Consider the following 17,695-nt stretch of genomic DNA (forward strand, 5'->3'; position numbering starts at 1 on the left):
TCATTGTTTCAGTTCGTCGCCGACACGATGGTCAGCTTGTATTTGTAGCGCAGGTTGTCCAGCACCGCAGTGCCGCGCCAACGCGGCGTACCGCTGTAATCGATGGTCGCCACCACTTCGCCTTCGCGGCGCAGGGTGCGGCGCAGTCCCTTGTCTTCCACCTTCCAGCCGGCCGGCAGCACGCGCGCGATCTCGGCCACCGGCCACAGCGTCAATTGCAGATCTTCCAGCACGTCGGCTGCGCGCACCTGGCTTGGGAGCATCGGATGGCGCCATTCTCTCAGTTCGCGGCCGTCGAAATCGAGGCTCAGCACACGCATGCCCATCGCCAGGCCAACCAGGCTGACCCGGCTTCCATCCACCTCGAGGGCTGCGTCCAGGTCATTCGTCTTGCCGGCGCGTTCGACGGTGAGATGCTGCTGCACGCTGATCGATGCGCCCAGCGCGGCCGGGGCCAGGCGCAGGCCGAGGCGCGCCGGCGCGGGTTCGTCAGGCGCGCAGGCGCCCAGCATCAATGCCAGTGCCAGCGGCACGGCACGCTCAAGCCAGGACAGGCATCGCATGGGTTTCTTCCTTTGTCACGGTAAAACAGGGGGCAACCAGCCAGACCAGCGCGGTCCCGGCCAGCATGGTCAGGCCGAAGGCGCGCAGCGCCGGGGTGCCGCTCAGGGCCAGCAGGCCGAAGGACAGGATGGTGCTGGCTGCGGACAGGCCGACCGCCAGCCAGGGTGCGTCGCTCCCATGGCCGGATTCCTCTTGCAGGAAAATGCCGTAATCGACGCCCACGCCCAGCAGCAGCATCAGCGCCAGCACGTGGAACAGCTGCAGGTTCTGGCCGGACAAACCCAGCAGCGCCAGGGTCAGGATGCTGGCCGCCGCGGTCGGCGCGACCACGCGCCAGGTGCGGCCGCGGTAGCGCGGCAGCAGGACCAGGAACACAACCGCATAGGCGCCCAGCACCACCCAGCCCATGTAGGCGCGGTAGCGGCCCAGCACTGAAGAAATGCCGCCGACCTTGTCGACCCATTGCACGCCCGGCAGGTTCGTGCCCGCCTGGGCCAGCGCGGGAATCGCGGCGTAGCGCATGCCGCGCAGGGCCACAATGCTGGCATGCTCGCCTTCGACCTCGCCGAGCCACAGGTGGCGCCAGGGATCGGCGGCCGTGGTCTTCAGGAAGGCGTCGATTTTCAGCGGCGCGGCGGCGACGCGAAGGTGGGCGGCGGTGGCAGTGGCCCATTCCGGGTCTTCGCCGATCTCGCGCGCCAGGCCGGCCAGCGGGCCGCCCGCTGCCAGCAGCTTGTCTTCGACCAGGGCCAGTCGCGCCGCCTGGGTGGCCTGCGATGGCACCCAGTTCGACAGCGCCTGGACACCCTTGATGTCGCCCTGGACAATCAGCGGGTCGAGGCGGCGCTTGAGCGCTTCCTCGCGTTCCAGCACCTGCTCGGCCGAGCTGCCGCGCACCAGGTAATACTGGACCGGGCTCGGGGCATCCAACAGCTTGCCCAGCTTGACCTGGTCACGGATCAGTTCCGGCGGCGAGGATTGCAGCGAGCGGATGTCGTCATCCACCTGCAAGCGCGAGCAGCCCAGCACGGCCAGGCCGCCCAGCGCCGCGACCAGCACCAGGCTCACCGGCCCGCCGGACAGCCGCGGCCAGCGCGTCACCAGGCCGCGGTACCGGCGCGCCAGCGGACCGGCTGTCAAGCTGCGGCCATCGATCAGCGCCGGGAACCAGCACACCACGGTCATCCAGGCGAAGACCAGGCCCAGCGCCGAGAACACGGCCATGTGGCGTAGGCCCGGGAAAGGCGTCAGCGCCAGGCCCATGTAGCCGATGACTGCGGCCAGCAGGGTCAGGCCAAGGCCGGGCAGCAAGCGGCGCAGCAGCCGGTGAGAATCCAGCGCCGGGTCGGCGCCCAAACGGTGGCAGAGGAAATAGATGCCGTAGTCCTGGGCCACGCCGATCAGGCTGGCCCCGAACACCAGCGTGAGCAGGTGGATGCGGCCGAACAGCAGCCAGCACACCGACAGCGCGCCGAGGAAGCCGATGCCGATCGCCACCACCGTCAGGCCGACCGGCTTGAACGAGCGGAAGGTCAGCCAGGTCAGCAGCACGATGCCGAGCATCGAACCGACGCCGATGGTATGGATCTCGCCACTAGCCTGGCGCCCTGCAGCGGCGGCATGCAGCACCACGCCGGCCTTGATGACTTCCGCCGACGGCACCGCTCTCTGCACCGCACCGGTGGCCGCGTCCAGCATCGGCAGCACCGCCTGCTGGGCGCGGAGCGAGAAGGCAGAATCTCTCAGGGTATAGGTCAGCAAGACGTATTCGCGCCCTTCCCCCGCCACGAACAGGCGGCCGTCGCGCGGTCGCACCGGGGTTTCGCCGGCGCGCTCCTGGGCCCAGCCTGCGAACAGGCCGAAAGGATCGTCGCGGAAGGCGCCCAGCTTGGGGCCGGAAAACGCGTTGTACAGGCGCGCCAGCGCAGAATCCGTCCAGTAGCGGGCCGGCTGCTCGCGCAGCTGCTTTTCATCAAGCGCGCCGACCAGCAGGGTCGCATGCGGCTGCAGGCTGGCGAGCCAGCCTGCCTGTGCTTCGTCGCCCATGGCGTCGAAAGCCAGCAGGCCTGCATGCGGCGCCAGCGTCGCCTGGAAGGCGTCTGCGGCGCGTCCGGCATCAAGCCAATCCTTTGCCCCGACGAGCACCACCACGCGCTGCTGCGCGCTGTCGACCATATGGGTGAAGGACTGCTGCAGCACCGGGTCGCGTTCGTCCGCCGGCAGCAGCGCCAGGATGTCGGTGTCGGGCGTGATGCCCTTGCCGAGCCATAGCCAGGCATTGTGGCCCACCAGCAGGCAGACCACCAGCATCCACAGCAGGGCAAGGCGGCGTTGAAGGATCACAGCAGCGCCGCCTCTTCAGGCAGGACCGCGCCGGGGCCGGTCTTGAGCTCGGAGAATTCGATATTCGTGCGGTCGCCGCTGGCCTCATTCATCTGGATGCTGCGCACATAGGCGCCGCCATCGAGCGAGATGGCGCCGATGGCGCGCGCCAGCGCCGGGCTGCGCGCCTTGAGCGAGACTTTCCAAGAGTTGCCGGAGACGCTGCCGTCGACTTCGAACAGCGTGTCCAGCTGGGCCAGGTCGCCCCCCAGCAGCGAGAACAGCACGCCGTTGATCATGCGCACGGTCGGCTCCTGGGTGGCATCCAGGCGCATTGCGACCCGGTCGCCCTGCATGTGCACGATCTCGTCGCGTTTCAGGCGCAGCGTGTTCGGGAAGGGCTTCAGGGTGCGCCACAGCACGCCCTTGCCGGCGACGACGCAGAAACGCCCGCTCGAGGCTAGCGGCTTCTTCATGCCGGCCAGGTGCTTGACCTGGTCGAAGCGGCCGCACAGCTGCTCGGGCTTGGCCAGCATGGAACCGATCTGCGCGACCGGGGCAGCAGCTTGCGCCGCTGTGCACGATGCCGCGAGCACCAGGGTGGAAATGAGTCGTTTCATGGTGCGGCTACTCCCAGCTTTTCGAAAAGGACGGTTGGCGAAACGAAGCACATCTCACCGTTGCTCAGGTCGACCGCGACCTGGCTGGTGGTGGCGCGGTTCAGGCGCTTGCCGCTGGCGGCGTCACTGATCAGGTAATCGATGCGCAGGCGGTTCTCCCACTCGACGATCTCTGCGCGCAGCAACAGGCGCTGGCCGAAGGCGGCCGGGCCCGCATAGCGCAAATTCATCTCGATGATCGGCCACATATAGCCGGATTCGCGCATCTGCTCGTAGTTGTAGCCGATCTTGTCGAGCAGCGCGCAGCGCGCCACTTCAAGATACTTCACATAATTACCGTGCCAGACGATCTGCATCGGGTCGAGGTCGAAGAACTGTACCTGCATTTCGGTCTCGGCCCACCAGCGCGCTGGCGCCTTGGCTTTACGCATACAGGCTCCAGGCCTGGTCGCGGATGCGGCCCAGCAGCAGCTTCAGGTCCGGGTCGAGGCGGCGGTCTTCCATGACCGGCGCGATGTCCTGGCCAAGCAGCTCGAGCATGTTCGCCAGCGGCGCCGGCAGTGCACGCCCCGACTCGCGCTTCGCTTCAAGCTTGCAGCGCAGCCACACGCCCTGGCGCACCGTGATCAAGAGCGCCGCGGCGACCTGCTCGGTCAGTTCCAGCACCCGCAGGCAGTCGCGCGCGGCGATCGTGCCCATGCTGACCTTGTCCTGGTTATGGCATTCGGTCGAACGCGAGAACACCGAGGCCGGCATGGTGAGCTTCAGGGCTTCGGCAGTCCATGCCGATGAGCTGATCTGCAGCGCTTTCAGGCCATGGTTGATGGCGGCGCGTTCGCCTTCCATCCCCGACAAATTGGCCGGAAGGCCGGCGTTGTAGCGCGCGTCCACCAGCAGCGCCATCTGGCGGTCGAGCAGGTCGGCCAGGTTCGCGACCGCGTTCTTCATGCCGTCCATGGCGAAGGCAATGTGGCCGCCGTAGAAGTGGCCGCCGTGCAGCACGCGCTCGCCTTCGGCATCGATGATCGGGTTGTCGTTGGCGCTGTTGAGTTCATTCTCGATGGCGCTGCGGAAGAAAGGCAGCGCATCGGCCAGCACGCCGATGACGTGCGGCGCGCAGCGGATCGAATAGCGGTCTTGCAGGCGCTTGCCGTTGCGTTCGAGCTGGCCCTTGTATTCGAGGTCCTGGCGCAGCCAGGCGGCCACGCCCTGCATGCCGGCATGCGGCTTGACCGAGAACAGGGTCTCGTCGAAGTGGTGGTCGTTACCGTCCAGCGCGAACGAGGCCAGCGCGGTGATGCGGGTGACCAGGCGCGTGAGGTAGTCGGCACGGTCCCAGGCCAGGCAGGCCAGGCCGGTCATCACGGCGGTGCCGTTCATGATGGCCAGGCCTTCCTTCGGGCGCAGGCGCAGCGGCGTGATGCCGGCCTCCTGCAGCGCCTGGGCGGCCGGCACCTGCACGCCGTCGCGCAGCACTTCGCGCTCGCCGCACAGCACCGCGGCCAGGTAGGACAGCGGGGTCAGGTCGCCGCTGGCGCCGACCGAGCCTTCGCTCGGGATCAGCGGCAGCAGGCCGGCATCGAACAGGCGCACGATCTGCTCGAGCAGGCCGACGCTCACGCCCGAGAAGCCTTTCGACAGCGAGGCCAGGCGCGCCGCCATCACCGCCCGGGTCTGGGCCGGGTCGAGATGCGCGCCCAGGCCGCAGCCGTGGTAAGTGTACAGGTGGTGCGGCAGCTCGGCCACCAGCGATAGCGGCACCGCTACGGTGCAGGAGTCGCCGTAGCCGGTGGTGACGCCGTAGATGGTGCCGTCTTCGCGCAGCAGGCGGTCGAGGAAGTCGGCGCCGCGCGCAATCGCTGCGCGGAAGGCCGGATCGTTCGACAGTTCGGCGCGGGCGGTACCGCGGGCGATATCGACGACATCCTCGATCGACAGGCGTTCGCGGTCGAAGCGCACGGTGCGCGGGAGAGTAGTAAGGTCAGTGAATTGCATCTGGTCGTTCCGATCCGGTGTGCTGCCAAAAGTCATAGAAGTTGAACCATTCCAGCGGTGCGCACCTGGCATGGTGTTCGAGCCGCGCCGCATACTCGCCGGCCAGTTCGGCCAGGGCTGCTCCGCGCGTCGCGCGCGGCAGGCTCACGCGTTCGCGCAGGCGCTCGAAATGGAGTTCGTAAGCGTCGCCCTGCCGCGTCGAAAACAGCGCGTACATCGGGCAGCCGAGCACCGAGGCCATGACATAGGGGCCAATCGGGAAGGCGGCGGTGTCGCCCATGAACGGGACCCGGGCGACGCGCGGCTGGCTTGCCACCGGCACCCGGTCGCCCGCGATGACGACGAATTCTCCGCGCTCGATGCGCTCGGACAGCACCATCGCCATGGCGGGGGTCATCTCCGTCACCTGCATCAGGTTGAGCTGGCTGCGCGGGTCGAGCTTGCCCAGCATGGCGTTGAAGGCCTCGGCGTGGCGGGTATGCACCAGCACCGTGATCCTCAAGCCCGGCGTGCGCATCGACAGCGCACGGCACAGATCCAGGTTGCCAAGGTGGGAGCACAGCAGCAGGGCCCCGCGCCCTTGCTTGATCATTTCCAGCAGCGGCGCGTCGCCGTGCACGGTCACCTTCGACAGGTCGAACAGCCCGCCCCAGATCAGCATCTTGTCGAGGATCGCTTCGGCAAAGGCGCCGAAGTGGCGCAGCACGCCGGTGAAGCCATGCGGTGCGCCGACGCGGGCCAGGTAGCCGGACGATGCGCGCCGTGCGCGCGCCTGGGTGGCGACGTACCAGGCCAGCACCGGATACAGCACCACCCGGAACGGCCAGCGGCCGAACACGCGGCAGACCCAGAACAGCAGGCGCATGCCGCCCACGAAGCTCGCTTCGTTGATGGCCGCCCAATGGCGCGCGTCGCCGGCTTTACTCACGCTCGCCATGTGCGGACCAGCAAGGAGGGAATGCGCGGCAGCATGCCGAAGAACAGGGCCACATGCAGACGGGTGATCAGGACGTTGTCGGTCCAGGCCTTGAAGTGGGAGACGCCATCTTCCGGATAGCCAACCCGGGTCGGCAGGTTCACCACCGCCACGCCGTCCCAGTACAGGCGCACCAGGATCTCGATATCGAAATTCATGCGCAGGCCCAGGCGCCGGCGTTTGGCCAGCGCCAGCACCGGGGCGACCGGATACACGCGGAAGCCGCACATCGAATCGCGGATCGCCAGCGACAGCGTATTGATCCAGACCCAGACATGGGTCAGGTAACGCGCGTACAGGCGCAGCGCCGGCACCGATTCGTCGTACACCGGGCAGCCGGCGACGATTGCACTCGGTTGAGCGCGAGCCGCATCCAGGAAGCGCGGGATGTCGCCGACGCTGTGCTGGCCGTCGGAATCGACCTGCAGCACATGGCTGTAGCCATCACGCGCGGCGCGGGCGAAGCCGGTGAGCACCGCCCCGCCCTTGCCCTGGTTGACGGCATGCCGTTCGAGCACCACGCGTCCCGGATGCGCCGCCGCCAGGGCGTCCAGCACCGCCGCACAAGACGGTGAGCTGCCATCGTCGACCAGGATGCAAGCCAGGCCGTGCTCAAGCACTTGCGCGAGCACCTTGCCGATGGCATGCTCGTGGTTGTAGACGGGGATGACGACGCAGGGATGGAACACGTTCATGCCGCCTTCGGTGCTTTCTTCGCGAAGCGGAGCAAGGAATGGCAATAGCCGATGTTGTCGCGCGCCGTCACCAGCTCCAGGCCGGCGGCTTCCGCCAGGCGCACGTAGTCGCCGCTTTCGTAGACCTTACTGTTGCCGCTCGCAAGATTGTTGAAGTATGGCGAGGTGTTGATCAGGCAGTAGGCCGCAATGTCGTAACGCTGGCGGTCCCAGAAGGTATCCATGATCAGGACCTGGCCACGCGGGCCGAGTGCTTCCGCCGCGCGTTCGAGGATGCTGGCAATCGCGGCTTCCGAGAAGCAGCTCAGGAACTGGCTCATCCAGATGACGTCCATGTCGGCCGGCAGCTTTGCCGCCGGGTCGAGCAGGTTGGTCGGGTGCAGGGTGGCGCGCTCGCGCAGGCCGGCTTCCTGCAGGGCGCCGCCGGCCACCGCCAGCTGGCCCGGCAAGTCGACCAGGTGGAGTTCGATGCCCGGGTTGGCGCCAAGGGCCGCCAGGCTGAACTTGCCGGTATTGGCGCCGATATCCATCACGCGGCGCGGCGCGGTGGCGAAGACATCCGGCAGGATGTCCGGGAAGGAGGTATCCGAGTAGTAGTGGTCAAAGGCGAACCAGCTCGAGCGCGCAGGCTCCGGCAGCTGCGACAGGCCTTCGTAGACGGTCGGCCAGTCGCCGAACACCTTCAGGCCCAGCGGCTTTTCGGCGTCCAGCGATTGCTCCAGCGAGAACAGCGCCTGGTAGCAGACGTCGTGGTTGAAGTCGATGTTGACCTGGGTGATCGGGTCGGTCAGCACCACGAAGCCTGCCTTGTCCAGCACGTAGCGGCCGTCGTCGAGGTAGACCACGGCGGCCGACAGGCAGGTCTCCAGCACGACCTTCAGCACGTAGGGGGTCCAGCGCCCCGTGGATGCCAGCTCGTCGCTTGATAAACCGGTGTCGCCGGCGTCCGCGATCGCCTGCAGCATGCCGCGCTTCCACGCATAGCGCACGCACTGGAACACGACCGGTCCGTAGGCGATTTTTTGCGCTTCGAAGCGGGCCTCGAACGCGCTCTGGCGCTCGGGCGAGAATTTTTTGTTTTGCATGCTTCAGTTCCCCAACAGGATGCGGCCGCTGGCATGGGGGCCGGCGTCCGAGAAATAACGAAAATTCAGCTGCCCTTTGGTGCTGTCGTGCACGAGTTCGAGCTGCACCGGCTGGTCTGGCCGGATCATCTGCTGGAATTTCAATGCGTTGATCCCGCCGAAGCCCTCGCCGAGATCGAAATAGCTGCGGCCGTAATGGATCGCCCAGTCCACCTGCACCACGCCCGGCAGCACCGGGGCGACGCTGAAGTGGCCGTCGAAATACAGCAGGTCGGCCGGAACGGTCAGTTCCAGCAGCATGCGTGCAGGTTCCTGCTCCAGCACGCGCATGGCCGGGAAGCGGGGACGCGCATCCCCGTCGAGCAGCGCCAGCAACTGTGCCTGGGTGGTCTTGCCCTGGCCATTGACCGGCAGGCGGTCGAGATAGCGCCAGCGGCGCGGCAGCGCCACGGCCTCGAAGCCGGCCGCCAGCAGCGTGCGCAGGCGCGCGTTCAGGGCCGGCTTGCCTGCTTCAACCAGCAGCGCCCTGCCCTGTTCGGCCAGCACCACGAAGGCGGCCAGCACCTGGCGGCCTTCGCCGGGCAGCGCCAGCACGCGCACTTCGCGCACCAGGCCACTGGCGACCAGGGCGTGTTCGATGGCGTCGAGCGATACCCGTTTCTCCTCGATCTTGACGATGCGGTCGGCGCGTCCGCGCAGCATGAAGCGGCCATCGCCACAATCCTCGACGCGGTCGGCCAGCTGCTGCCAACCGTCCGGGCCGGCGTGGCTTGAGCGCACTTCCAGCAGGCCCTCAGGATCGGCACGCCATTCCACGCGCGGCAGCGGCTGCCATGGGTCGCCAGCGTGCTCGCCGCGGCGGCGCCAGGCCACGCCGCCGGTTTCCGAGCTGCCGTAGACTTCGACCGGAACCTGTCCGAGCAGGGCTGACGCATGAACCCCGGCCGCCTGTTCCAGCATGCCGCCGGACGAGAACACGGCGCGCAGCTTGCCGCCTGCGCCCTGCCAGTCCAGGTGTTCCGGCAGGCGCTTCAGGTGTGCCGGGCTGGCCAGCAGCACGCAGGGGCGCGCCGCCAGCGCGGGCGCCAGCGTCTCCGGGAATTCGTGGCGTTCGGCGTGGATCGCGCGCCCTTCGGCCAGTGGCCACAGCACGCGGAACAGCAGGCCGTAGATGTGCTGGTGCGAGACGGTGGCGAGGATATCGGCATCGCCCAGGGGCGCACCGAACTGTTGTTCGAGTGCCGCGATCTCGCTGGTGAGCTGCGACAGCCCCTTGGCGATTGGCGCGGGTGCGCCGGTGCTGCCCGAGGTGAACACGACCAGTGCCGGGAACGCCGGCGCCGGCGCGGCCCACTCGCCCTGCCAGTCGTCGCCAGCTGCGGGCTGGCGTGGCTCGTGATGGGGAGGGAACTGCCCCCAGAAGGCATCGACCTGCGTACTAAGTGCGTCGCAAGTGGCCGGCAGCGTGTCCGCGCCGAGCCAGACGGTCTTGCCGGACAGCCAGGCGCCGACCAGGGCTGCCGCGAATTCGAGGCTGTCCTCGACGAACAGGGCGACCCGGGTCGCGGTGCTGCGTTGGCCGAGGGCGGCCCAGGCCCGGATGCGCGACTGCAGTTCGCCGTGCAGGACCGGGCTGCCCGCGCGCCAGCCGGCCAGTTCGCCGGGAGCGCGGTGTGCTAGGTGGTGAAACAAATCAGACATGGTGCAGACGCTTGAATCGCATGCGCAGCAGGTACTCCCCGCCGAACATCATTCCCATCAAAATATAGGCCAGCACGCCGGTGTAGAAGGACCACACCGCCTCGCTTGCAAACAGGGCCGTGCCCAGCGCGACCGCGCCGTTCACGGCGAAGAAGGCGCACCAAGCCTGGGTTACGCGGCGCGTGTAGGCTACCCCTTCCGGCGGCAGTCCGGGCTCGCGCAGGCGCGCCAGGCGCTCGACCATCGGCATGCCTGATACCAGGCTGTGGCCGAAAGCCGCCAGCAGGACGGCATTGACCAGCACCGGGTAGAGCTTGAGCGGCAGCAGCGCGTTCGACCAGACTGCCACCGCCACCAGGGCCAGGCCGCCTGCGGCCGACCAGCGCGCCGACGCGCTCAGCTTGAGCGTGGGCAGGCGGGTCGCGGCCGTCAGCAGCAGCAGCCCGGCAAGCCAGCGCGGCTCGATGGCGTCGTGGCCCAGCCAGATCGCCAGCGGATACAGCAGCGTCAGCGCCAGCGTCAGTGCATTCCAGAACACCGAATCAGGCCGCTTGCTCTTCGGCCAGGCCGGCAAGCGCGTCGACGACGTCGCTGATGGTGCGGATGGTCTTGAACACTTCCGGCTGCAGGCGCTTGCCGGTCATTTGCTTGAGCTTGACGGCCAGGTCGACCGCATCGATGCTGTCGATGTCGAGCTCGGCGTACAAATTCGACGACGGGCTCAGGGCCGCGCGGTCCAGCTCGAACATCTCCGCCAGCAGGTCGGCGACCCAGACGAACAGCTCATCGCGGTTCATGTCGTTAATGCTAATCATGGCGATTGACTCCCTGTTACTTCTTGCGGTTAGCTTCGATCATCGAGGCCAGCGCGCGCACCGATGCAAAATGGCGGCGTGTTTCCTGCGATTCGGCCGACAGCGTGATCCCGTAGCGCTTCTGCAGCGCCACGCCGATTTCCAGCGCGTCGATCGAATCGAGACCCAGGCCTTCGACGAAGAGCGGTGCTTCGGCATCGATGTCGTCAGGCGTGATGTCCTCGAGTTGCAGGACGTCGATGATCAGTGCCTTCACTTCTTGTTCAAGCATGTTGCTGGCCTTCTTTCATAAAAAACTGTTGCAGGTATTCGGTCAGGCGGCGCGCCGCGACCACGTCGGAAGTGTCCGCAGTGCGGAAACCTTCCATCCCGATGTCATCCTTGACCTCGATGGTAAAACTGGCCTGGCGCGGTGGCACGTGCCACCATTTGTCGCCCTTGCCCAGGGTCGGCGGCTCGCAGCGGATCACCACCGGGGTCACCGGCAGCGTGCCGCGCACGGCAATATTGGCGGCGCCGCGCTGCAGCCGTGCGGCGCCATTGCGCGGCGTGCGGGTGCCTTCCGGGAAGACGATCAGGTTGCCGCCAGCGCGCAGCGAGGCGATGCAGTCCTCGACCAGCTCCGGGCCGCGGTCGTTGCAGATATAGCCGGCGGCGCGCACCGGGCCGCGCGTGAACGGGTTGTTCCACAGCGCGCCCTTGACGATGCAATCGGCATTGCGTACGAAGGCGATCAGGAAGACGGTGTCGATCAGGGTCGGGTGGTTGGCCAGGATCAGCTGTCCTTCGCGCTCGAGCTTGTCCAGCCCGCGCACTTCGTAGCGCAGCACGCCCAAGGCCCGCATGACGCCGACGAACGCGCGAAAACTGAGGCGGATGGTGGCGCGGGCCGCGCGCTTGCGCGATTGCGGCGCCCGGATGCATAGCGACAGCAGCGGGAATACGACCGCGCGCAGGGCCAGTCCGCCGACGCCGAACAGGGCAAAGCTCAGGCCCGTCGCGAACACGCGCCAGGCATGACCGATGCAGTTAAGCATCGCGGCTCCAGGTCCAGCGCTTGCCGCCGGCATGGCGCACCAGGGGCGCGCCCTGGTGGTGGAAGCGCAGGATTTCGAGCCCGCCCGGCGTGCGCGACGCCGTGGCCTCTTGCGCTGCGCTCCAGGACAGGCGCACCGGGCGCCCGGCGGCCGGCACCATGGCCCAGGCAAAGGCGAAGGGCTGCTCGTCGCAGTCTTCGAATTCTTCAAGCAAGGCAGGCAGCGGCGTGTCGCATACGACCAGCAGCACCATCGGCGCCCCATCAAGCAGCTGGCCACAGGCTTCGATGACTGCGTGCTCGATGCTGGCGGCGCCGGCGGCCAGCGCCACGTGGTTGGCGCGGTCTCCCCGTGCGATCGAAAACAGGCCAGCGCTGGCGTTGTGCACGGCCAGGCCGAAGCCGGTCGGGGACAGCGGCTCGCCGCGCGCCAGGTCGCCAAGCAGGTCGATGGCGCGCGCCACTTCGCCATGGCGCGAACAGAACACGGTAGGGACATCGCGCGCTTCGCCCAGGCATTCGTAGGCCACTTCGAGCGCCATGCGCCCGAGGAAGCCGGCGCGGCGGCGCAGCATCGGCGGCATGGCCGCCACTTTCGGCTCCTCGCCCACCGCCAGCGGCCATGGTTCAGCCGCCCACTCGGTCCAACGCTCATGCGTCGCGAGGCCGGGGGCCCAGGCTGCGTGCCGGGCAATGGAGAAGACGACCTCGGATTCGGACATAGGAATAGTGGCTGCTTGGTTGCTCGAAGTGAAACGCAATGCTGCTGCGCAGCAACAAAACAGGATTATAAACGCTCGAAGCCGATGTAGGAACGGTCCGATAAGTCAAGCGGTGGGATTAACAACAATGTCATGCGGCGCGGGTCAATAGCGGGACCGGCGAGGGCAAAGGCGCGATAGTGCCACAGTGGGAGCCGTGAAAATCTCACCAATTTTCACTTGGGTAGGGACGTGCGGCGTAACTCGAAGGGCGGGCGGGGTGATTTCGGGCAATGTCCGGAATTACGGACGCCCGCGCGGCGATAGTTAGAATATAAACAGCCGCACGGGCTGCAGCATGGCGGTTTGAACGCGCGGGCGGGGAACCCGCCCACCCTACGATGCAGCGATGCAGCGAAACTCTAGTCTTGCGGGGGCAGCAAGGCGCGCAGCCGGTCCGGCAGCGGCTTCGATTTCCCGGCCTTGAAATCGACCCAGACCACCTTGGCTCCGCCTTCGGCGTGCAGCGCGCCGGCCTGGCCGCCAGGCCCGACAAGACGGATTTCGTGCGTCACCTCGAAGCTCGAGCGTCCCGGCGCACCGACCCAGGTCGTGACTTCAATCTCGCCCGGATAGGTCAGCTGCTTGAGGAAGCTGCAGTTCGCATTGACGATGACCGGCCCTTCGCTGGTCGGATCGGGCAGTGCCCCGACCTGCTCCAGCCAGGCGATGCGGGCCGTTTCGATATAACGGAAGTACACCGTGTTGTTGACATGGCCCATCGCATCCATGTCGCCCCAGCGGATCGGCATCGTCATCGTATGAACCAACTGCTTGCTGCTCATTGCATCCTTCGGTGAGACGAGTTACTGCGCCGTCATGCCGTCGTCGGCGGTGATGATGGCGCCGTTGATGAAATGGGCTTCTTCGGCGGCCAGCAGCAAGAGCAAGCCATCGAGGTCTTCGGGCTTGCCGGGGCGCTTACGAGGCAGCATGTCGATCAGCTTGCGTCCCTGCTCGGTGTCGAAATAATCCTCGTTCATTTCGGTGGCGATGTAGCCGGGGCAGATGGCGTTCACGTTGATGCCGTACTTGCCCCATTCGACCGCCATGGCCTTGGTCATCTGCACCACGCCGGCCTTGCTCATGCAGTAGACGCCGATTTGCGGCAGCACGCGCAGGCCCGCCACCGAGGCGATGTTGACGATGCGGTGCTGCTTGCGCGGGTCGCCCTTGGCGCGCTGGATCATGCGCTTGGCCGCCTGCTGCGCCACGAAGAAGGCGCCGCGCAGGTTGGTGTCCATGATGTAGTTGTAGTCGTCTTCGGTGACGTCCAGCAGGCGCTGTGTGCTCTGCACCCCGGAGTTGTTCACCAGGATGTCGATCGGGCCGGCCTCGGTTTCGGCGTGCGCGATGGCCGCCTTGATCGACCCCAGGTCGGTGACGTCGAGCCGCACCACGTGGGCGGCGCCGCCATCGGCCTCGATCTCGGCGCGCAGCTCCTTGAGCCGTTCGACCCGGCGCGAGGCCAGCACCACCTGCGCGCCGGCGCCGGCCAGCGCCTTGGCGAAGCGCGCACCGAGGCCGCTCGAGGCGCCGGTGACCATGGCGATTTTTCCTTCGTAATTGACTTCGATGCCCACGTGCGGATCCCCTTGTCGTCAACCATTCTGTTTGCGATACCACCATCTTACACAATTCATCAGTATTAGATTGCTGCATCTAATAATGTCCGTAAAATGGCGCCCAAAGTTGCAAACAATGACAAAAACCCGCACACTCGTGCTTAAATTTTTTTCGCCTAATCAAACACCATAAACACCATGACTGAGACAACCAACATCCTCGAACAATACGGACCGCGCGAAGCAATGGAGTACGACGTGGTCATCGTCGGGGGCGGCCCTGCGGGCCTGTCGGCGGCGATCCGGCTCAAGCAGCTGGCTGCGCAGCAGTCGCGGGAAGTCTCGGTCTGCGTGCTGGAAAAAGGCGGCGAGCTTGGCGCCCACATCCTGTCGGGCGCGGTCATGGACCCGATCGCCCTGAATGAGCTGATCCCGGACTGGAAGGAAAAAGGCGCGCCGCTGCATACCCCGGTGACCGAAGACCAGGTGCTGTTCCTGACCGAGACCAAGTCGTATGCGACGCCCGGCTTCATGGTCCCGAAGATGCTGACCAACCACGGCAACTACGTGATTTCGCTGGCCAACGTGGTGCGCTGGCTCGGCACCCAGGCCGAAGCGTTGGGCGTGGAAGTGTTCCCGGGCTTCCCGGCCGCCGAAATCCTGTACAACGAGGACGGCTCGGTCAAGGGTGTCGCCACCGGCAACATGGGCGTCAAACGCGATGGCGAGCCGGGTGGCGACTTCCAGCTCGGCATGGAGCTGCACGCCAAGTACACGATGTTCGCGGAAGGCTCGCGCGGCCACCTCGGCAAGCAGCTGATGGCCAGGTATGACCTGAACAAGGGGCGCGACCCGCAAACCTACGGCATCGGCATCAAGGAGCTGTGGGAAATCGACCCGTCCAAACACAAGCCCGGCCTGGTGATCCACACCGCCGGCTGGCCGCTGGATAACAGCACCTATGGCGGCTCCTTCCTGTACCACCTGGAAAACAACCAGGTCGCCGTCGGCTTCGTGGTGGGCCTGGCCTACGAGAACCCTTACCTGTCCCCGTACGAAGAATTCCAGCGCTATAAAACCCACCCGGCGATCCGCCACTATTTCGAAGGCGCCAAGCGCATTTCGTATGGTGCGCGCGCCATCACTGCCGGCGGTTTGCAATCCCTGCCGAAGACCGTATTCCCGGGCGGCGCCCTGATCGGCTGCGATGCCGGCTTCCTGAACACCAGCCGCATCAAGGGCAGCCACGGTGCAATCAAGACCGGCATGCTGGCCGCCGAAGCGGCGTTTGCGGCGCTGGGCGAAGGCCGCCAGCACGACGAACTGGCCGCCTACCCGGCCGCCTTTGAAAAGTCGTGGCTGCACGAAGAGCTGCACGTCGCGCGCAACTTCAAGCCATGGATGTCGAAGGGCCTCTACCTGGGCACCATCATGACCGGCATCGACCAGATGCTCTTCCGCGGCAAGGCGCCATGGACGCTGCACCACAAGCATGCCGACCACGAAACCCTGAAGCCGGCTTCGCAGTTCCAGCCGATCGTGTATCCGAAGCCGGACGGCAAGCTGACCTTCGACCGCCTGTCTTCGGTGTTCATCTCGAACACCAACCACGGCGAAGACCAGCCGGTGCACCTGACGCTGAAGAACGCGAGCATTCCGGTCGACGTCAACCTGGCCAAGTATGCCGGCCCGGAACAGCGCTACTGCCCGGCCGGCGTGTACGAATTCGTGAAGACCGACGACGGCAAGGACCGCCTGCAGATCAATGCCCAGAACTGCGTGCACTGCAAGACCTGCGACATCAAGGACCCGACCCAGAACATCGTCTGGGTGACGCCGGAAGGCGGCGGCGGCCCGAACTACCCGAACATGTAAGCGCGGGTATGCCGACCCCGAACCTTCGGCTGCGGGCGGCCTTGCTGGCCTGCACGCTGGCCTGCCCGCTGGCGGTGCAGGCCGCAGCACCCGACGATGCCGGCGTGCGCACCGCCGCCCTGCTCGATCACGGCTTCTGGATCGAGCCCAACGTGACCTACCTGACGGCGAGCGGCAAGGAGCTCAAGCTCGACGTCTACCGCCCGATGAAGCGCAGCGAGCAAGCCCTGCCCGTGATGCTGCACTTCCACGGCGGCGGCTGGGTCGCGGGCAGCCGCGAGAGTTCTGCGTTCGCCCTGCTGCCTTATTTGCAGATGGGGTTCACCGTGGTGAACGTCAGCTACCGGCTGGCCAACGTGGCCCTGGCGCCGGCGGCGGTGGAAGACACGCTGTGCGCGCTGCAGTGGGTCGGCCGCAATGCCAAGAAGTACAACTTCGACCTGGCGAAAGTGGTCACCACCGGCGACTCGGCCGGCGGCCACCTGGCGCTGGCCACGGCGATGATTCCGTCCGACTCGCCGCTCACCCGCCAGTGCGCGGCCAACGAACCCTCCTGGAGCGGGCCATACCAGAACCCGGCGCCGAAGGTGGCGGCCGTCATCAACTGGTATGGCATCACCGACGTCGCCGACATGCTGCAGGGCCCGAACCAGCGTTCGTATGCGGTGGCCTGGTTCGGCAGCATGCCGGGGCGCGAAACCGTCGCGCGTGCGGTCTCGCCTATGACCTATGTTCGCGCCGGCGGGCCGGCCGTGTTCACCATCCACGGCGATGCCGATCCGTTGGTGCCGTATGCGCACGGCGTGCGCCTGAAGAATGCACTCGACGGGGCCGGGGTGAAAAACCTGCTGCATACCATCAAAGGTGGCGGGCATGGCGGCTTCACGGCGGAGCAGCACGTCGGTGCGTACGCCGCGGCGCATGCTTTCCTGCAGGGCCTTGCGATCGTCCCGCCGTCTCTGTAAGCCCTTGATTCTACTGCTGAGTTTGTGCGACGAGTCCTACGGGCAAGCCTCGCGGATTCCGATTGTCGCCGCTGGAGAGAGGTTTATGATGAAGTTCTCGACCACACAAGCAAGGAGTTGGGCATGGGTGAAAACAAGGGACATGGAGTTAAAGGTCCGCGTCACGACAACGACATCGACGACCTGGGCATGAACCAGGCAGGTCAGCAACAGTCGGGCAATATGCAGTCGGGACAGCAGTCGGGCAACATGCAGTCAGGAAAGCAGCAAGACAGCCAGCAATCTGGCCAACAGCAAGCTAACCAGCAGTCCGGTAAGCAGCAGCAAGGCAGTCAGCAGTCCAGCAAGAAGCAGCAAGGCAGTGAGCAGTCCAGCAAGAAGCAGCAAGGCAGTGAGCAGTCCGGCCAGCAGCAGCAAGGCAGTCAGCAATCTGGCCAAGCGCAGCAAGGTAGCCAGCAGTCCGGCAAGCAGCAGCAAGGCAGCCAGCAGTCAGGCGGCCAACATGCTTCCGGCGGCACGCCGGCACTGGACGACCCGGGTTCGCGCCAGGGTGAATCCGCAAAGGATGCCTCCCAGGCCTGGAGCCAGGACAATAGCGCCGACAAGCAACGCGGCAACCGTTAAACCGGGGCGCCAAGGCGCCGCTTCACAATGAAGCATCAACGCGCACCGTCGCAGGCCCATGGCCCGCCCGGTGCGCTTCTACGTCCGGCCTGCAGT

At 66.4% G+C, this 17,695-nt stretch carries 19 protein-coding genes; 3 read left to right on the forward strand and 16 right to left on the reverse strand.

The window, feature by feature from the left end; translation table 11 throughout:
* Positions 1-8: 8 nt before the first annotated feature.
* From HGB41_RS02425 to HGB41_RS02500, 16 genes are all read right to left on the reverse strand, one after another.
* Complete coding sequence (locus HGB41_RS02425) at positions 9-563, reverse strand: DUF3261 domain-containing protein (protein WP_171080726.1); 555 nt, start codon at positions 561-563, stop codon at positions 9-11.
* The gene (locus HGB41_RS02430; RefSeq protein WP_371868424.1) at positions 541-2,907 is read right to left on the reverse strand and encodes an MMPL family transporter; all 2,367 of its coding nucleotides are present in this window, start codon (positions 2,905-2,907) and stop codon (positions 541-543) included. The genes HGB41_RS02425 and HGB41_RS02430 overlap by 23 nt, the downstream gene beginning before the upstream one ends.
* A complete protein-coding gene (locus HGB41_RS02435; RefSeq protein WP_171080728.1) occupies positions 2,904-3,506 on the reverse strand; it encodes an outer membrane lipoprotein carrier protein LolA in 603 nt (200 codons plus the stop codon). Before HGB41_RS02435 ends, HGB41_RS02430 begins: the two co-directional genes overlap by 4 nt.
* Complete coding sequence (locus HGB41_RS02440) at positions 3,503-3,937, reverse strand: acyl-CoA thioesterase (protein WP_171080730.1); 435 nt, start codon at positions 3,935-3,937, stop codon at positions 3,503-3,505. The genes HGB41_RS02435 and HGB41_RS02440 overlap by 4 nt, the downstream gene beginning before the upstream one ends.
* A complete protein-coding gene (locus tag HGB41_RS02445) occupies positions 3,930-5,501 on the reverse strand; it encodes an HAL/PAL/TAL family ammonia-lyase (protein WP_171080732.1) in 1,572 nt (523 codons plus the stop codon). The genes HGB41_RS02440 and HGB41_RS02445 overlap by 8 nt, the downstream gene beginning before the upstream one ends.
* On the reverse strand, positions 5,488-6,438 hold the full coding sequence (locus HGB41_RS02450) for a lysophospholipid acyltransferase family protein (protein ID WP_171080734.1): 951 nt from the start codon (positions 6,436-6,438) through the stop codon (positions 5,488-5,490). Before HGB41_RS02450 ends, HGB41_RS02445 begins: the two co-directional genes overlap by 14 nt.
* On the reverse strand, positions 6,426-7,172 hold the full coding sequence (locus HGB41_RS02455; protein ID WP_171080736.1) for a glycosyltransferase family 2 protein: 747 nt from the start codon (positions 7,170-7,172) through the stop codon (positions 6,426-6,428). The genes HGB41_RS02450 and HGB41_RS02455 overlap by 13 nt, the downstream gene beginning before the upstream one ends.
* Complete coding sequence (locus HGB41_RS02460; RefSeq protein ID WP_171080738.1) at positions 7,169-8,257, reverse strand: class I SAM-dependent methyltransferase; 1,089 nt, start codon at positions 8,255-8,257, stop codon at positions 7,169-7,171. The genes HGB41_RS02455 and HGB41_RS02460 overlap by 4 nt, the downstream gene beginning before the upstream one ends.
* A 3-nt stretch (positions 8,258-8,260) precedes the next feature.
* On the reverse strand, positions 8,261-9,958 hold the full coding sequence (locus tag HGB41_RS02465; RefSeq protein WP_171080740.1) for an ApeI family dehydratase: 1,698 nt from the start codon (positions 9,956-9,958) through the stop codon (positions 8,261-8,263).
* Positions 9,951-10,496 (reverse strand): COG4648 family protein, encoded by a 546-nt coding sequence (locus tag HGB41_RS02470; RefSeq protein ID WP_171080742.1) that lies wholly within the window; start codon positions 10,494-10,496, stop codon positions 9,951-9,953. Before HGB41_RS02470 ends, HGB41_RS02465 begins: the two co-directional genes overlap by 8 nt.
* A gap of 4 nt (positions 10,497-10,500) precedes the next feature.
* A complete protein-coding gene (locus tag HGB41_RS02475) occupies positions 10,501-10,773 on the reverse strand; it encodes an acyl carrier protein (protein WP_229422672.1) in 273 nt (90 codons plus the stop codon).
* Between the two features lie 16 nt (positions 10,774-10,789).
* A complete protein-coding gene (locus HGB41_RS02480; RefSeq protein ID WP_171080744.1) occupies positions 10,790-11,044 on the reverse strand; it encodes a phosphopantetheine-binding protein in 255 nt (84 codons plus the stop codon).
* Entirely contained in the window at positions 11,037-11,810 is a 774-nt protein-coding gene (locus tag HGB41_RS02485) for a lysophospholipid acyltransferase family protein (protein WP_171080746.1), read from the reverse strand. The genes HGB41_RS02480 and HGB41_RS02485 overlap by 8 nt, the downstream gene beginning before the upstream one ends.
* Positions 11,803-12,531 carry a beta-ketoacyl synthase chain length factor gene (locus HGB41_RS02490; protein ID WP_171080749.1) on the reverse strand — a complete coding sequence of 243 codons (729 nt, stop codon included), beginning with the start codon at positions 12,529-12,531 and terminating at the stop codon, positions 11,803-11,805. The genes HGB41_RS02485 and HGB41_RS02490 overlap by 8 nt, the downstream gene beginning before the upstream one ends.
* A 401-nt stretch (positions 12,532-12,932) precedes the next feature.
* Entirely contained in the window at positions 12,933-13,355 is a 423-nt protein-coding gene (locus HGB41_RS02495; RefSeq protein ID WP_171080751.1) for an acyl-CoA thioesterase, read from the reverse strand.
* 21 nt (positions 13,356-13,376) lie between these two features.
* Entirely contained in the window at positions 13,377-14,153 is a 777-nt protein-coding gene (locus tag HGB41_RS02500; protein ID WP_171080754.1) for an SDR family oxidoreductase, read from the reverse strand.
* 180 nt (positions 14,154-14,333) lie between these two features.
* On the opposite strand from HGB41_RS02500, the gene HGB41_RS02505 reads away from it, so the two are divergent.
* From HGB41_RS02505 to HGB41_RS02515, 3 genes are all read left to right on the forward strand, one after another.
* Positions 14,334-16,010 carry an electron transfer flavoprotein-ubiquinone oxidoreductase gene (locus HGB41_RS02505; protein WP_171080756.1) on the forward strand — a complete coding sequence of 559 codons (1,677 nt, stop codon included), beginning with the start codon at positions 14,334-14,336 and terminating at the stop codon, positions 16,008-16,010.
* Positions 16,011-16,018: 8 nt separating this feature from the next.
* Positions 16,019-16,975, forward strand: a complete 957-nt coding sequence (locus HGB41_RS02510; protein WP_171080758.1) for an alpha/beta hydrolase — start codon at positions 16,019-16,021, stop codon at positions 16,973-16,975.
* 123 nt (positions 16,976-17,098) lie between these two features.
* Positions 17,099-17,599 (forward strand): hypothetical protein, encoded by a 501-nt coding sequence (locus tag HGB41_RS02515; protein ID WP_171080760.1) that lies wholly within the window; start codon positions 17,099-17,101, stop codon positions 17,597-17,599.
* Positions 17,600-17,695 lie beyond the last annotated feature (96 nt).

Source organism: Telluria aromaticivorans (genome assembly GCF_013003915.1).
Lineage (GTDB): Bacteria > Pseudomonadota > Gammaproteobacteria > Burkholderiales > Burkholderiaceae_D > Telluria > Telluria aromaticivorans.